A 15,103-nucleotide genomic window follows, 5' to 3' on the forward strand; every position below is an offset into this window, starting at 1 on the left:
TCTCCCGCCGTCAGGCGCCGTTCGTTCGTTGGTTGTTGATGTTCAAGCGTAAAGCGGGTTGACCTTGTCGACATTGATGCCGTACTTCTTGATCGCTTCCACCACCTTGGCCACCGGCACGGTGCCATCTTCGCTCAGCGCCTTGAGCGCGGCCACGACGATGTAGTGACGATTGATCTCAAAGTGTTCGCGCAGCTTGGCGCGGAAGTCGCTGCGACCGAAACCGTCGGTGCCCAGCACCTTGTAGTTGCGGCCCTTGGGCACGAAGGGACGGATCTGCTCGGCGTAGGCCTTCATGTAGTCGGTCGACGCGATCACCGGGCCGGTCGAAGCACCCAGCTGCTCGGCCACGAAGGGCACGCGCGGCGTCTGGTCGGGATGCAGCAGGTTCCAGCGGTCGGCGTCCTGGCCGTCGCGGGTCAGCTCGTTGAAGCTCGGGCAGCTCCACACCGAAGCCGACACGCCCCACTCCTTCTCGAGCAGTTCCTGCGCGGCAAAGCTCTCGCGCAGGATGGTGCCGCTGCCCAACAGTTGCACGGTCGGTGCTTCCTTGGCGCCCTTGCCGGCCTTGACCACCGGGCCCTGCTTGGACAGGTACATGCCCTTGATGATCTGCTCTTCGGTGCCGGGCTGCAGGCCGGGCATCGCGTAGTTCTCATTGAGCAGCGTCAGGTAGTAGTAGACGTTGTCCTGCTTCTCGACCATGCGCTTCAAGCCGTGGTGCAGGATCACGCCGACTTCGTGCGCGAAGGTCGGGTCGTAGCTCACGCAGTTCGGGATGGTGTTGGCCAGGATATGGCTGTGACCGTCTTCGTGCTGCAGGCCTTCGCCGTTCAGCGTGGTGCGCCCCGAGGTGCCGCCCAGCAGGAAGCCGCGGGCCTGCATGTCGCCGGCCGCCCAGGCCAGGTCGCCGATGCGCTGGAAACCGAACATCGAGTAGTACACGTAGAACGGCACCATGATGCGGTTGTTCGTGCTGTACGACGTGGCCGCCGCGATCCAGCTGGACATGCCGCCGGCTTCGTTGATGCCCTCTTGCAGGATCTGGCCGGCCTTGTCTTCCTTGTAGTACATGACCTGGTCCTTGTCGACCGGGGTGTACTGCTGACCGTGCGGGTTGTAGATGCCGATCTGGCGGAACAGGCCTTCCATGCCGAAGGTGCGGGCCTCGTCCACCAGGATGGGCACCACGCGCGGGCCCAGGGCCTTGTCGCGCAGCAGCTGCGTGAGGAAGCGCACGTAGGCTTGCGTGGTCGAGATCTCGCGGCCTTCGGCCGTGGGCTCCATCACCGCCTTGAAGGTGTCGAGCGAGGGCACCGTGAAGCTCTCGTCGGCCTTCACACGGCGGTGCGGCAGGTAGCCGCCCAGTGCCTTGCGGCGCTCATGCAGGTAGCGCATTTCCGGCGTGTCGTCGGCCGGCTTGTAGAACGGCAGCTCGGCGATCTGGCTGTCGGGAATCGGGATGTTGAAGCGGTCGCGGAAGGCCTTGATGTCTTCGTCGCCGAGCTTCTTGGTCTGGTGGACCGTGTTCTTGCCTTCGCCGATCTTGCCCATGCCGAAGCCCTTGACGGTCTTGACGAGCAGCACCGACGGCTGGCCCTTGTGGTTCTGGGCGGCGTGGAAGGCGGCGTAGACCTTCTGCGAGTCGTGACCGCCGCGCTGCAGGTTCCAGACCTCGTCGTCGGTCAGGTGCTCGACCATCTTCAGCGTGCGCGGGTCGCGGCCGAAGAAGTTCTTGCGCACATAGGCGCCGTCGTTGGCCTTGAACGACTGGTAGTCGCCGTCGTTGCACTCCATCATGATCTTGCGCAGCGCGCCGTCATGGTCCTTCTCGAGCAGGGCGTCCCAGCCCTTGCCCCAGATCAGCTTGATGACGTTCCAGTTGGCGCCGCGGAACTCGCCTTCGAGCTCCTGGATGATCTTGCCGTTGCCGCGCACCGGGCCGTCCAGGCGCTGCAGGTTGCAGTTGATGACGAAGATCAGGTTGTCGAGGTTCTCGCGCGCGGCCAGGCCGATGGCGCCGAGCGATTCGACTTCGTCCATTTCGCCGTCGCCACAGAACACCCAGACCTTGCGGTTCTCGGTGTTGGCAATGCCGCGGGCGTGCAGGTACTTCAGGAAGCGCGCCTGGTAGATCGCCATCAGCGGGCCCAGGCCCATCGACACCGTGGGGAACTGCCAGAACTCGGGCATCAGCTTGGGGTGCGGGTAGCTCGACAGGCCCTTGCCGTCCACTTCCTGGCGGAAGTTGAGCAGCTGGTCTTCGGAGAGGCGGCCTTCGAGGTAGGCGCGGGCATAGATGCCGGGCGACACATGGCCCTGGATGTACAGCAGGTCGCCGCCGTGGTTTTCGCTCTCGGCGTGCCAGAAGTGGTTGAAGCCGGCGCCGAACATGCTGGCCAGCGAGGCGAAGGAGCCGATGTGTCCGCCCAGGTCACCGCCTTCGGGCGGGTGGATGCGGTTGGCCTTGACCACCATGGCCATGGCGTTCCAGCGCATGTAGGCGCGCAGGCGCTGTTCGATCTCGAGGTTGCCGGGGCTGCGGGCTTCCACGCCCGGCTCGATGGTGTTCACGTAGCCGGTGTTGGCCGAGAACGGCATGTCGACGCTGTTCTGGCGCGCATGTTCGAGCAGTTGTTCGAGCAGGAAGTGCGCCCGCTCGGGCCCTTCGCTCTGGATGACGGAAGACAGTGCATCCATCCATTCACGCGTCTCCTGGGCGTCCGCATCGTTTGCGGCCGAGCCGAACAGGTTCTCGGGATTTGCCGACATGCTTGTCTCTCCTTTTAGGGCTGTGGCTGTAATTTAGTGCGCTGGGCACCGAGCGCGCCGGAGTTTCGCATAGAAGTTTCCCTATTTCAAATAGTGCTTGTTGATTTCTTATTATGAAATATCAATGAAGCACGTCCCCGGCAGGGCCTCTTGCCCGGGAGGGCCATCACCTAAACTCCGCCCATGCCCCTTTCCTCCCCGCTCGCGGTCGCCCGCAGTGCCGTCAAAGCCTCGCCGCTGTCCTGGTGGCGCACGTGGTGGCGCAAGCAGACACCCGTGCTGCAGGACGCCGTCGCGATGCTCGCGCCGATGGCGGCCGTGCTGCTGTTTCTCGCGGCCATCGTGTCGGCGTTCTGGTACCTGCGCTCCGAAGAAGTCGAGCGCGAGCAGGAGTCGGTACGGCGTGATGTCGAGTACGCGCAACAGCGCATGCGCCTGCGTTTGCTGGAGCGGCAGGAACAGCTGATGCGCATCGCGCGCGATGCCTCCAACCGCGAGATTGATCCGGTCGAGTTCACGAGCCGCGCCGAGTCGCTGGTGAGCCAGTTCCCCGAGCTGCAGACCATCAGCTGGATCGACGACCGCCGCCGCTTCAAGGCCGGCTATGCCGCGCCCAGCGTGCATCCGGCACAACAGCACCTGATCGGCGACGTGCTGCGCCCCGGCGACATCGAAAGCAACTACGCCTTGGCGCGCGAGCTGCGCCAGCCGGTGTACTCGCAGCCCGTGGCCGGCGGTGAACCGGCCGCGATGCTGCAGCTGCACATCCCGCTGTTCGACCAGGGCCTGTTCGCCGGCGTCGTGCTCGGCGAGTTCTCGATCGACGGCCTGCTGCGCTACGGCATGCCCTCCGAAGTGCAGGCGCGCTACGCCGTGTCGCTGCTCGACGCCAAGGGCAACGTCATCGCCGGCAACACCACGCCGCTGAAGAACAGCGGCACCCGCCTGCTGCCCTGGACCGAGGCCACCAACGAATACGAAGTGCCGGTGTCGCCCGTGGGCAACGCGCTGATGCTGCGCGCCCAAGCCTACCGGACCTCGCAGGGCGTGGTGGGCAACGGCCTCTTCTGGCTCGTGTGCGCCCTCAGCGTGATGACCAGCTGGATGCTGATCGGCACCTGGCGCCACACGCGCCGCCGCCTGCAGGCGCAGCAGCGGCTGGTCGCCGAGACCAACTTCCGCCGCGCGATGGAAAACTCCATGCTCACCGGCATGCGCGTGCTCGACCTGCAAGGCCGCATCACCTACGTGAACGCCGCGTTCTGCGCCATGACGGGCTGGAGCGAAGACGAACTCGTCGGCCAGACGCCGCCCTTCCCGTACTGGCTCGAATCCGACCGTGAGGTGATGAACGAGCGCCTCGAAGAAGAGCTGCACGGCCGCGCCCTGCCCGGCGGCTTCCAGGTGCGCGTGAAGCGCAAGAACGGCAGCGTGTTCAACGCGCGCCTGTACGTGTCGCCGCTGATCGACGCGCGCGGCCACCAGACCGGCTGGATGACGTCGATGACCGACATCACCGAGCCGACGCGCATCCGCGAGCAGCTGTCCGCCTCGTACGAACGCTTCACCACCGTGCTCGAGGCGCTCGACGCCGCCGTGTCGGTGGCGCCCATCGGCAGCGAGGAGCTGCTGTTCGCCAACAAGCTGTACCGCCTGTGGTTCGGCTCCGACACCGTGGGCCACCTGGGCATGGTGGCGCAGGCCGGCGTGCCGCCGTCGAACGCGCACGACGAAGGCCTGGACGACGTCGACCCCTACGCCGGCCTGCCCATCGACACCCTCACCGCCGCCCAGACCGCGAACAACGAGATCTTCGTGCCGCACCTGGGCAAGTGGCTCGAGGTGCGCTCGCGCTACCTGACCTGGGTCGACGGTCGCCTGGCGCAGCTGGTGATCGCCACCGACATCACGCCGCGCCGCGACGCCGAAGAGCAGGCCGCCGCGCAGGCCGACAAGGCCCAGGCCGCGAGCCGCCTGATCACCATGGGCGAAATGGCCTCCAGCGTGGCGCACGAGCTCAACCAGCCGCTAACGGCCATCGCCAACTATTGCAACGGGATGATGTCGCGCATCAAGGGCCAGACGATCGACAACGACGCCCTGCTCGCCGCGCTCGAAAAAACCTCGAAGCAGGCGCAGCGCGCGGGCCAGATCATCCAGCGCATCCGCTCCTTCGTGAAACGCAGCGAACCCAATCGCACGCCGGCCGACGTCGCCACCATGGTGAGCGAGGCGGTCGAACTCGCGGGCATCGAGCTGCGCCGGCGCAACGTGCGCCTGAACCACTACGTGGCCGCGCGGCTGCCGGTGGTACGCGTCGACCCGATCCTCATCGAGCAGGTGATGGTCAACCTGCTGAAGAACGCGGCCGAATCCATCGACATCGCCGACCGCCCGCTGGCGCGCCGCAGCGTCGAGCTGCGCGTGCTGCCCAAGGTGATCGAGGGGCACAATGCCATCGAGTTCTCGGTGCAGGACACGGGCAAGGGCCTCTCGCCCGAGGTCATGGACCGGCTCTACGAGGCCTTCTTCTCCACCAAGCCCGAGGGCATGGGCATCGGCCTCAACCTGTGCCGCACCATCGTCGAGTCGCACCGCGGCCGGATGCAGGCGGAGAACATCTACAATGGCCCGGATGTGATCGGATGCCGTTTTTCCTTCTGGATTCCGGTGTTGGACGCTATCAGTTCCGTAGCAAGCGACGAGGCAAAGGTACCTGCATGAGTTTGATTCCGAAGAAGGGCACGGTCTATGTCGTCGATGACGACGAAGCCGTACGCGATTCGCTGCAATGGCTGCTCGAAGGCAAGGACTACAGAGTCCGCTGTTTCGAGTCCGCCGAATCCTTTCTCTCCCGATACGACCCGCGCGAAGTCGCCTGTCTGATCGTCGATATCCGCATGGCCGGCATGACCGGCCTCGAATTGCAGGATCGGCTGATCGAACGGCGCTCTCCGTTGCCGATCGTGGTCATCACCGGCCACGGCGACGTGCCGATGGCGGTCGACAGCATGAAGAAGGGCGCGATGGATTTCATCCAGAAGCCCTTCAACGACGAAGAGCTCGTGTCCCTGGTCGAGCGCATGCTCGAGCACGCACGCGGCGCCTTCACGCAGCACCAGCAGTCGGCCAGCCGCGACGCACTGCTGTCCAAGCTCACGGGCCGCGAGGCGCAGGTGCTCGAGCGCATCGTCGCCGGCCGCCTGAACAAGCAGATCGCCGACGACCTGGGCATCAGCATCAAGACGGTGGAGGCGCACCGCGCCAACATCATGGAAAAGCTCAACGCCAACACCGTGGCCGATCTGCTCAAGATCGCGCTCGGGCAAGCGGCCCCAGCCGCCAAGGCCTCCTGAGCTGCAGCTATCCCTGCGATAGCCACGCACCTTCCCCACGCCTGCGCAAGCGGGCGTTTTTACTTGGAAAATCAAAACCGATGACCGCCCAACTGATCGACGGCAACGCCCTCGCCAAAACCATCCGCGCCGAGGTGTCCGGCCGCACCGCTGCGCTGAAGGCACGCGGCGTGAACCCGGCCCTGTCCATCATTTTGGTGGGCAGCGATCCGGCGAGCCAGGTCTACACCAAGCACAAGGTCAACGACAGCACCGAAACCGGCCTGCAGGCCACGCTCGAGACCTACCCCGCCGACCTGAGCGAGGCCGACCTGCTGGCACGCATCCGCGCCCTCAACGACGACCCCAAGGTGCACGGCATCCTCGTTCAACTGCCGTTGCCCAAGCACATGGACAGCCAGAAGGTCATCGAGACCATCTCGCCCGCCAAGGACGTCGACGGCTTCCACGTGGCCAGCGCCGGCGCGCTGATGACCGGCGCCCCGGGCTTCTGGCCCTGCACGCCGCACGGCTGCATGAAGATGCTCGAATCGATCGGCTACGACCTGCGCGGCAAGCACGCCGTGGTCATCGGCCGCAGCAACATCGTCGGCAAGCCGATGGCCATGATGCTGCTGGCCAAGAGCGCCACCGTCACCATCTGCCACAGCGCCACGCAAGACCTGGGCGCCCTCACGCGCCAGGCCGACGTGGTCGTCGCCGCCGTCGGCAAGCTCGACCTGCTGACCGCCGACATGGTGAAGCCCGGCGCCGTCGTCATCGACGTGGGCATGAACCGCAAGGCCGACGGCAAGCTGGCCGGCGACGTCGATTTCGACGGCGTGAAGGAAGTGGCCGGCTGGATCACCCCCGTGCCCGGTGGCGTCGGACCGATGACGCGCGCCATGCTTCTGGTCAACACCCTTGAAGCGGCCGAACGCGCCGCAAGATAAGAAATACCCCGTTGTTGGCTCACTGCGTGTAGCCGCCTCCCCCTCAAGGGGCACCACCAGCGGCCCGGCAAAGCCGGTTCCGCGGTGGTTCCCGAAATGGCTTCGCTACGCTCGCCCAGGATCTTTCACATGACCAATCCGCTCCTCGACTTCACCGACCTCCCCCTGTTCGACCGCATCAAGCCCGAACACGTGTCGCCCGCGGTCGACGCGCTGCTGGCCGATGCCGAGGCCGCGCTGCAGACGGTGACGGCGCCCGAATTCCCGGCCGACTGGATCGCGATCTCCAAGGTGCTCGACGTGGCCTCCGAACGTTTCAGCCGCGCCTGGGGCGCTGTCGGCCATCTCAACGCCGTGGCCGACACGCCCGAGCTGCGCGCTGCCTACAACGAGGCCATGCCGCGCGTCACCGCCTTCTGGACCCGCCTGGGCTCCGACGAACGCCTGTACGCCAAGTACAAGGCCATCGACCCGGCCACGCTCAACCCCGAGCAGCGCCAGGCGCACAAGAACGCCGTGCGCAACTTCGTGCTCGGCGGCGCCGAGCTGCAGGGCGAGGCCAAGCAGCGCTTTGCCGACATCCAGGAACGACAGGCCGAGCTGAGCCAGAAGTTCAGCGAGAACGCCCTCGACGCCACCGACGCCTTCGCGCACTACGCGCAGCTCGGTGAACTCGACGGCGTGCCCGAAGACGTGGTGAGCGCCGCACGTGCGGCCGCCGAGGCCGAAGGCAAGAAGGGCTACAAGCTCACGCTCAAGATGCCGTGCTACCTGCCGGTGATGCAGTTCGCCAAGAGCAGCGCGCTGCGCGAAACCCTGTACCGCGCCTACGTCACGCGCGCCAGCGAACTCGGCGATCCGAAGTTCGACAACACCGCGCTCATCACCGAGATCCTCGCGCTGCGCGAGGAAGAATCGAAGCTGCTGGGCTACAAGAACTTCGGAGAACTCTCGGTCGTGCCCAAGATGGCCGAATCGCCCGAGCAGGTCGTCAAGTTCCTGCGCGACCTCGCCGCCAAGGCCAAGCCCTACGGCGAGCGCGACCTGGCCGACCTGCGCGCCTTCGCGGCAGAGCAGCTGAACCTCGTCGACCCGCAAGCCTGGGACTGGACCTATGTCGGGGAAAAACTCAAGGAAGCGCGCTACGCCTTCAGCGAGCAGGAGGTGAAGCAGTACTTCCCCGCCCCCAAGGTGATGGCCGGCCTGTTCAAGATCGTCGAGACGCTGTTCGAGGTGTCGATCCACCGCGACAGCGCACCCACCTGGCATCCGAGCGTCGAGTTCTATCGCATCGAGCGCGCCGGCCAGAAGGTCGGCCAGTTCTACCTCGACCCCTCCGCCCGCGCCGCCAAGCGCGGCGGTGCCTGGATGGACGACGTGCGCGCCCGCTGGCTGCGCCCCGACGACGGCGTGCTGCAGACGCCGGTCGCGCAGCTGGTGTGCAACTTCGCCAGCGGTGTCGACGGCAAACCGCCGCTGCTCACGCACGACGACGTGACCACCCTCTTCCACGAGTTCGGCCACGGCCTGCACCACATGCTCACGCAGGTGAACGAGCGCGACGTGTCGGGCATCAGCGGCGTCGAGTGGGACGCGGTCGAACTGCCGAGCCAGTTCATGGAGAACTTCTGCTGGGAGTGGGACGTGCTTGCCCACATGACGGCCCACGTCGACACCGGCGAGCCGCTGCCGCGCGCCCTCTTCGACAAGATGACCGCCGCCAAGAACTTCCAGAGCGGGCTGCAGACGCTGCGCCAGATCGAGTTCTCGCTGTTCGACATGCTGCTGCACACCGAGCACCAGGCTGCTGCTGCCGCCCCGGGCGCCGTGATGGCGCTGCTCGGCCAGGTGCGCGCCGAAGTGGCCGTGATGCCCTCGCCGGCGTTCAGCCGCACGCCGAACACCTTCAGCCACATCTTCTCGGGCGGCTACGCGGCCGGCTACTACAGCTACAAGTGGGCCGAGGTGCTGAGCGCCGACGCCTACGCGGCCTTCGAGGAAACCGTGGGCGCCGACGGCGAGCCCAACATCGAGACCGGCCGCCGATACCGCCAGGCCATCCTGGAGGCCGGCGGCAGCCGCAGCGCCATGGATTCGTTCAAGGCCTTCCGGGGCCGCGAGCCGCAGCTTGATGCGCTGCTGCGACATCAGGGCATGGCCCAGGCCCAGCCCGCTTGATACGGCGCTGAAGCTTGCGATACTCGGGAGATATGTATCCGACTTTTTACAAACTCCCGATGCGCGGCCTGATCGGCCTGGTCCTCGTGTTGTCGACCGCCAGCGTGCTGGCGCAGGCGGTCTACCGCCAGGTCGACAAGAACGGCAAGGTCACGTTCTCGGACCAGCCCCCTGTCGTCACCAACGCACCGACGGGCGGGCCCCAGCCGGCCGGCGCCAACGCGCCGGCCAACAGCGGGCTTCCCTACGAACTGCGCCAGGTGGCACAGCGCTATCCCGTCACGCTGTACAGCGGCGAAGGCTGCGGCCCCTGCAACGAGGCGCGCACGCTGCTCACCACGCGCGGCATTCCCTTCGAGGAACGCACCATCAAGAGCAACGAGGACGTCGACGCCCTGCAGCGCCTGAGCGGACAGAACGCGCTGCCGCTGCTCACCGTCGGGTCGCAGCAGCTCAAGGGCTTCTCGGATGTGGAATGGTCGCGCTACCTCGACGCGGCCGGCTATCCCAAGAGCAACAGCCTGCCCGCAGGCTATCGGCCGCCCGCCGCGCGCCCGCTCGTCGCGCAGCAGGCACCGGCGGCGGCCGCACCCCGTGCGACCGACACGCCCCTGCAGCCGCCGAACCCCGCGCCGGCACCGCCCTCGAACGCACCAGGCCCGAACAACCCGGCCGGCATCAAGTTCTAGAGACGACGGGGGCCTCGCCCCCGCCTTGCATCGCCGCCGTTCAGCCGGCGAACTGCAACGTCTTCACGCCCGACGCCGTGCCCAGCAGGCACACGTCGGCCTTCTGGTGGGCGAAGACCCCCACCGTCACCACGCCGGGCCACTGGCTCACTTCGGATTCGAAGGCGCGCGGGTCGGTGATCCGCAGGCCGGTCACGTCGACGATGTGCTGGCCGTTGTCGGTCACCAGTGGCAGGCCGTCTTTCTCGCGCACCTGGGCGATGCCGCCCAGGCCGGCGAACTGACGCATCACGCGGCGCGCGGCCATCGGAATCACTTCCACCGGCAGCGGAAACGCGCCGAGCGTCTCGACCAGCTTGGAGGCGTCGGCGATGCAGACGAAGCGCTTGGACTGCGCCGCGACGATCTTCTCGCGCGTGAGCGCCGCGCCGCCGCCCTTCACCATGAAGCCCCGGTGGTCGATCTCGTCGGCGCCGTCGATGTAGACGGCCAGTTCTTCCACCTCGTTGCTGTCGAACACCGGGATGCCCAGTGCGCGCAGGCGCTCGGTGGACGCGACCGAACTGGAGACGGCGCCCTTGATCTCGTCCTTGATCGTGGCCAGCGCGTCGATGAACTTGTTGACCGTGGAGCCGGTGCCCACGCCGACGATCTCGCCCTTGACCACGTAGGCCAGCGCGGCAAGGCCGACCTGGGCCTTGAGTTCATCCTGGGAAAGAGGGGTTGGGGAGGCGGGTGCGGTCATCGCGGAGAATCCTTGGCTCATTGAAGTCGAGAATTATCCGATGCCCCTGCTGTTGCCCTCTTCGCTCTATGGCCTGGCCCGCCCTTTTCTGTTCGGTTTCGACCCCGAGCACGCCCATGAAATCACCCTCGACGGCCTGGCCCGCACCCAGAACACGCCGCTGGCCTGCGCCTACGCGGCGACGCGCGTCGAAGACCCCATCCAGCTCGCCGGCCTGAATTTCCCCAACCGCGTCGGCCTGGCCGCCGGGCTGGACAAGAACGCACGCTGCATCGACGCCTTCGCGGCCATGGGCTTCGGTTTCGTCGAGGTCGGCACGGTCACGCCCAAGGGCCAGCCCGGCAACCCGAAGCCGCGCATGTTCCGCCTGCCGCAGCGCGACGCGCTGATCAACCGCCTGGGCTTCAACAACGAAGGGCTCGACGCCTTCCTGGCCAACGTGCAGAAGGCGCGCTTTCGCAAGCAGGCCGGCGGCGGCAAGTCGCCGATGCTGCTGGGCCTGAACATCGGCAAGAACGCGGCCACGCCGATCGAGCGCGCGGTGGACGACTACCTGGCCTGCCTGGACGGCGTCTACCCGCACGCGGACTACGTGACGATCAACATCTCCAGCCCCAACACGGCCAACCTGCGCTCGCTGCAGAGCGACGAAGCGCTCGATGCGCTGCTGGGCGCCGTGGCCGAGCGGCGCGAAGCGCTGGCCACGCGCCACGGCAAGCGCGCGCCGCTGTTCGTGAAGATCGCCCCCGACCTCGACGACGCGCAGGTCGCGGTGATCGCCGCCACGCTGCAGCGCCACGGCATGGACGGCGTGATCGCCACCAACACCACGCTCGCACGCGACGCCGTGGCCGGCCTGCCGCACGCGCAGGAAGCCGGCGGCCTTTCGGGCGCGCCGGTGCGCGAAGCCAGCAACCGCGTGATCGCGCAACTGCGCGCGGCACTGGGCAAGGACTTTCCGATCATCGGGGTGGGCGGCATCCTGAGTGCGGCGGATGCCAAGGCCAAGATCGCCGTGGGCGCGGACGTGGTGCAGATCTACACCGGCCTGATCTATCGCGGCCCCGGGCTGGTCCGCGAAACGGCCCAGGCGCTGCAACGGGATCGTCGCAAGGCCTGAGCCAGTTCTTCTCTTTGCTGCCGGTGGCTCAGCGCATGCGCCAGAGCACCGGTGCAATGACCGTGGCCCAGCGCAGCAGCCGCTTCGGACGGATCACCGCCACAGCAGCGGCAGCGACCACCCCGGCGGCCACCGGGTGTTCGCGCGCAATGCGCAACGCGGTTGCCGCGGCCGATTCATTGACGGGCTCGCCCGAGGCCGGCTGCGTCTCGCGACCGCCCTGCAGGGTGGCGATGCGCTCGCGCTGGCGGTCCATGCGGGCCAGCAGCTCTTCACGCGTGGCGGGGCGCGGCGGACGCGGCGCTTCGTCGTCCAGCTCCGGGTCCTTGCCGAGGTTGAAGCGGTCCTGGACCCAGGCCCAGTCGCGCTCGAACTCCTGAAAGGTCGGAACGAAGCTGTTGGAAGCGTTGCTCAGGCTGCGCATCAGGCCGATGACGGCCGCCAGCCACAGCACCGCCCAGACACCGGCCACCACCCAGGCGGCGGTGACGCGGTACGGCGTGTCCCAGTAATGCACGACCACCGCCATCGAGAGCAGCGCCACCGCGACGGTGGTCAGCCCCAGCACGGCGACGACCAGGACGAGGGTCAGCTTCAGGCGCTGCTTCTCGTCCTCCCAGGCCATGCGCAGCAACTGCACCCGGTCCTCGGCCGCCAGCGCACCTTCGGCGGCGGCGATGCGCAACCGGCGGATGCGGGCATCGAGCCCGAACAGGGACAGCAGTCTCATGCGCCGCCTCCGCCCTCACCGGCCACAGCGTGGCAACGGCGAACGAAGGGACGGCGGTGTGCGCTCAGGCCGGTGCAGTGACGCTCAGCGGCGGCCAAGCAACAGGCCCACCAGCACGCCGACGGCCAGTGCGGCGCCGGCAACCTGCCAAGGTTCGTCGTGGGCGTAGGTGTTGGTGGCGGTGGCCGCCTGGCGCGCCTTCTTGGCGGCCAGCTTGCTCTTTTCGGAAGCCAGCTCGCGCGCGATGGCGAGCTTGGTGTCGATGCGTTGGCGCAGCGCCTTGATGTGGGGAACCGAATCCAGGTCCTTGCTGGCCAGCACGCCGCGCACGTCGCTTGCGATGTCTTCGGCTGCTGCTTCAAGATTGTTGGATGCACTCATTGGAATCTTTCCTCCGTGATGACACCGGCACCGCGCCGGCGGCTTCACGCCAGCATATGGCGTGCTGTCATGTTACAGGCTCGAAAGCCCCTCATGCGCGACAGATGTGCTCAGTTGTGCCCGAGTGCATGCATCAGGCCTCGGCGAGCAGGTCCGCGACATGCCGTCCGATGGCCAGGCAACTGGTGAGTCCGGGCGACTCGATGCCGAAGAGATGGACCAGCCCCGACACCCCATGCGACGCCGGCCCCGCAATCACGAAATCGGCCGCGGGCGCATCCGGCCCCGAGATCTTCGGACGCATGCCCGCATAGCCCGGGATCAACGCACCGTCGGGCAACGCCGGCCAGTACCTGCGCACCTCGTCGTAGAAGCGTTCGCCGCGTGCGGGATCGACCACGAGATCGTCGGCCGCCTCGACCCACTGCACGTCGGGCCCGAACTTGGCCTGTCCGCCGAGGTCGAGCGTCAGGTGCACGCCGAGCCCGCCCGGCTCCGGCACGGGATAGATGAGCCGACCGAAAGGCGCGCGGCCCGCGAGCGTGAAGTAGCTGCCCTTGGCGAAGTACTCGCGCGGCACCACCGACGCCGGCATGCCTTCGAAGCGGCGCGCCAGCGCCGGCGCGCCCAGCCCCGCGGCATTGACCACGGTGCGGCAGCGCAGCGCCGTGCCATCGGCGGCGATCAGCACGACGGCCCCATCCACGCATTCGGCGCGCTCGATGGGCGACTTGAGCGCCAGCATGCCGCCCGCGTTCTCGAGATCGCCGAGCAGGCCCAGCATCAGCGCGTGGCTGTCGACGATGCCCGTGCTCGGCGAATGCAGCGCGGCCACGCAATGCAGTTGCGGCTCCATGGCGTTGGCTTGCTGTGCGGTGAGCAGCACCAGGTCGTCCACGCCGTTGGCCGCGGCCTTGGCGCGGATCACGTCGAGCTGCCCCACCTGTTCGGCCGAGGTCGCCACGATCAGCTTGCCGCAGCGGCTGTGCGGCACGCCGCGCGCCTGCGCGTAGCTGTACAGCGCGTCGCGTCCTTCCACGCACAGCGTCGCTTTCAACGACCCCTGCGGGTAGTAGATGCCCGCGTGGATCACCTCGCTGTTGCGGGAACTCGTTCCCGTGCCGATGGCCCCTTCGGACTCCAGCACCAGCACCTCCCGGCCCGCGAGCGCCAATGCGCGCGCCACGGCCAGACCCACCACGCCGGCACCGATGACGGCGCAATCGATTTCATCCATCGCGCGAGCTTAGCGCGGCGCGACGGGCGTTCGGCCTACCTCGCGCTCGGCGGCGGCTCGGGGTCGGTGGGCTCGTCGGGCGCGTGCTCCGGCCCTTCATCGGGCTCGACCGGCAGGTCGGGCGTGATCGGAGACGGAAGATCGGGTTGGGTGGCCATGGCTGCACTCCTTCGTTCCATCTCGTCGTTCTAGCGCGCTTTCACGCGCCTGCAAGCGGCCCGTGGCGGAAGGCGTCGTCGGTGCGCACCGACAACAGGCCTTCGCCCAGGCGTTCCAGCAACAGGGCCACGCACGCTGCTGTGTCCTCGCCCCTCCCACACCACACAGGGAGGATCACAGTGGACGATGCATGGCAGGGCCAGTCTAGGCATCGCCGTGCCTTCGCACATGAGCGAAGCGCCCTTTGGTGAGGGAGCCATGCGCCCTGCCCCCCATGCATGCGAGCGTGACAAAGCGCCTGCCTGAGACCGGGTACCTGGCGCGGCCCCCACGATCTGCCGGTCGCGTCGAGAAAAACGCCGTCCGTCCGGCCTGAAAAACCCGTGCCCGCAAAGCATTCGCGCCGCGGTCCGACGGTGAATTGCGGACGAAATGACGGGCCCGCTGCGTCGATGCCCCGACCCGGCTCAGGCCTTCCCGCCGGCGCGAAGGAAATCAACCGGGATCAATGCCGGTACCCATGGCGCGACCGCCTTTCCGAAATTTGCCGGCGATTGTCGCAATGCATCCCCGCGCTCCGTGCGCTGACAGAGGGGAAAGTACCTCGATCCCCATTGCTCTCTATTTCATTAAAACAATGGACATCATTTGAATTTCAATGATCGCCAAGAATCACGAAAAAATTGCAGCCCAGGCACCAAAAATCATATGGAAAGTAACATTTTTCATTAGATCTTTTAGGCCCTTTGAGAATTTTCAAATTCACCCTCAAATTACCCAAAAGATAAAAATCCATTCCACGGA

The 15,103-nt window shown here is 66.8% G+C and carries 12 protein-coding genes; 6 read left to right on the plus strand and 6 right to left on the minus strand.

The window, feature by feature from the left end; all coding sequences use genetic code 11:
- Nucleotides 1-42: 42 nt before the first annotated feature.
- Nucleotides 43-2,772: a pyruvate dehydrogenase (acetyl-transferring), homodimeric type gene (gene aceE, locus ACAM42_RS20165; protein WP_369629141.1), complete on the minus strand. Its 2,730-nt coding sequence runs from the start codon at nt 2,770-2,772 to the stop codon at nt 43-45.
- 183 nt (nt 2,773-2,955) lie between these two features.
- On the opposite strand from aceE, the gene ACAM42_RS20170 reads away from it, so the two are divergent.
- The 5 genes from ACAM42_RS20170 to ACAM42_RS20190 all read left to right on the plus strand — a co-directional run bounded on the left by ACAM42_RS20170 (nt 2,956) and on the right by ACAM42_RS20190 (nt 9,927).
- The gene (locus tag ACAM42_RS20170; protein ID WP_062479933.1) at nt 2,956-5,496 is read left to right on the plus strand and encodes a PAS domain S-box protein; all 2,541 of its coding nucleotides are present in this window, start codon (nt 2,956-2,958) and stop codon (nt 5,494-5,496) included.
- Nucleotides 5,493-6,128, plus strand: a complete 636-nt coding sequence (locus tag ACAM42_RS20175) for a response regulator transcription factor (protein WP_056580071.1) — start codon at nt 5,493-5,495, stop codon at nt 6,126-6,128. Before ACAM42_RS20170 ends, ACAM42_RS20175 begins: the two co-directional genes overlap by 4 nt.
- Before the next feature lie 80 nt (nt 6,129-6,208).
- Complete coding sequence (gene folD, locus ACAM42_RS20180) at nt 6,209-7,060, plus strand: bifunctional methylenetetrahydrofolate dehydrogenase/methenyltetrahydrofolate cyclohydrolase FolD (RefSeq protein WP_369629142.1); 852 nt, start codon at nt 6,209-6,211, stop codon at nt 7,058-7,060.
- Between the two features lie 129 nt (nt 7,061-7,189).
- Complete coding sequence (locus ACAM42_RS20185) at nt 7,190-9,238, plus strand: M3 family metallopeptidase (RefSeq protein WP_369629143.1); 2,049 nt, start codon at nt 7,190-7,192, stop codon at nt 9,236-9,238.
- A 59-nt stretch (nt 9,239-9,297) separates the two neighbouring features.
- On the plus strand, nt 9,298-9,927 hold the full coding sequence (locus ACAM42_RS20190) for a glutaredoxin family protein (protein ID WP_369629144.1): 630 nt from the start codon (nt 9,298-9,300) through the stop codon (nt 9,925-9,927).
- Between the two features lie 40 nt (nt 9,928-9,967).
- Here ACAM42_RS20190 and rpiA read toward each other — a convergent pair whose 3' ends face one another.
- Entirely contained in the window at nt 9,968-10,672 is a 705-nt protein-coding gene (gene rpiA / locus ACAM42_RS20195) for a ribose-5-phosphate isomerase RpiA (protein WP_062479923.1), read from the minus strand.
- Nucleotides 10,673-10,712: 40 nt separating this feature from the next.
- Between rpiA and ACAM42_RS20200 the strand changes: the two genes are divergently transcribed.
- Entirely contained in the window at nt 10,713-11,792 is a 1,080-nt protein-coding gene (locus tag ACAM42_RS20200; RefSeq protein WP_369629145.1) for a quinone-dependent dihydroorotate dehydrogenase, read from the plus strand.
- Between the two features lie 28 nt (nt 11,793-11,820).
- Here the strand turns inward: ACAM42_RS20200 and ACAM42_RS20205 are convergent, their stop codons facing one another.
- From ACAM42_RS20205 to ACAM42_RS20220, 4 genes are all read right to left on the minus strand, one after another.
- The gene (locus tag ACAM42_RS20205; protein ID WP_062479920.1) at nt 11,821-12,522 is read right to left on the minus strand and encodes a phage holin family protein; all 702 of its coding nucleotides are present in this window, start codon (nt 12,520-12,522) and stop codon (nt 11,821-11,823) included.
- A gap of 84 nt (nt 12,523-12,606) precedes the next feature.
- Nucleotides 12,607-12,903 carry a DUF883 family protein gene (locus tag ACAM42_RS20210; protein ID WP_056580064.1) on the minus strand — a complete coding sequence of 99 codons (297 nt, stop codon included), beginning with the start codon at nt 12,901-12,903 and terminating at the stop codon, nt 12,607-12,609.
- A 133-nt stretch (nt 12,904-13,036) separates the two neighbouring features.
- Nucleotides 13,037-14,140 carry an NAD(P)/FAD-dependent oxidoreductase gene (locus ACAM42_RS20215; RefSeq protein WP_369629146.1) on the minus strand — a complete coding sequence of 368 codons (1,104 nt, stop codon included), beginning with the start codon at nt 14,138-14,140 and terminating at the stop codon, nt 13,037-13,039.
- 35 nt (nt 14,141-14,175) lie between these two features.
- The gene (locus ACAM42_RS20220; RefSeq protein WP_062479916.1) at nt 14,176-14,298 is read right to left on the minus strand and encodes a hypothetical protein; all 123 of its coding nucleotides are present in this window, start codon (nt 14,296-14,298) and stop codon (nt 14,176-14,178) included.
- Between the last annotated feature and the right edge of the window lie 805 nt (nt 14,299-15,103).

This window comes from Variovorax sp. V35 (genome assembly GCF_041154465.1).
Lineage (GTDB): Bacteria > Pseudomonadota > Gammaproteobacteria > Burkholderiales > Burkholderiaceae_C > Variovorax > Variovorax boronicumulans.

Excerpts from the sequence above, each read along its gene's own strand:
- ACAM42_RS20190 (WP_369629144.1), top strand. The coding sequence starts at position 9,298 with ATGCGCGGCCTGATCGGCCTGGTCCTCGTGTTGTCGACCGCCAGCGTG.
- ACAM42_RS20205 (WP_062479920.1), bottom strand. The coding sequence starts at position 12,522 with ATGAGACTGCTGTCCCTGTTCGGGCTCGATGCCCGCATCCGCCGGTTG.
- ACAM42_RS20210 (WP_056580064.1), bottom strand. The coding sequence starts at position 12,903 with ATGAGTGCATCCAACAATCTTGAAGCAGCAGCCGAAGACATCGCAAGC.
- rpiA (WP_062479923.1), bottom strand. The coding sequence starts at position 10,672 with ATGACCGCACCCGCCTCCCCAACCCCTCTTTCCCAGGATGAACTCAAG.
- aceE (WP_369629141.1), bottom strand. The coding sequence starts at position 2,772 with ATGTCGGCAAATCCCGAGAACCTGTTCGGCTCGGCCGCAAACGATGCG.
- ACAM42_RS20220 (WP_062479916.1), bottom strand. The coding sequence starts at position 14,298 with ATGGCCACCCAACCCGATCTTCCGTCTCCGATCACGCCCGACCTGCCG.
- ACAM42_RS20170 (WP_062479933.1), top strand. The coding sequence starts at position 2,956 with ATGCCCCTTTCCTCCCCGCTCGCGGTCGCCCGCAGTGCCGTCAAAGCC.
- ACAM42_RS20185 (WP_369629143.1), top strand. The coding sequence starts at position 7,190 with ATGACCAATCCGCTCCTCGACTTCACCGACCTCCCCCTGTTCGACCGC.
- ACAM42_RS20175 (WP_056580071.1), top strand. The coding sequence starts at position 5,493 with ATGAGTTTGATTCCGAAGAAGGGCACGGTCTATGTCGTCGATGACGAC.
- ACAM42_RS20200 (WP_369629145.1), top strand. The coding sequence starts at position 10,713 with ATGCCCCTGCTGTTGCCCTCTTCGCTCTATGGCCTGGCCCGCCCTTTT.
- ACAM42_RS20215 (WP_369629146.1), bottom strand. The coding sequence starts at position 14,140 with ATGGATGAAATCGATTGCGCCGTCATCGGTGCCGGCGTGGTGGGTCTG.
- folD (WP_369629142.1), top strand. The coding sequence starts at position 6,209 with ATGACCGCCCAACTGATCGACGGCAACGCCCTCGCCAAAACCATCCGC.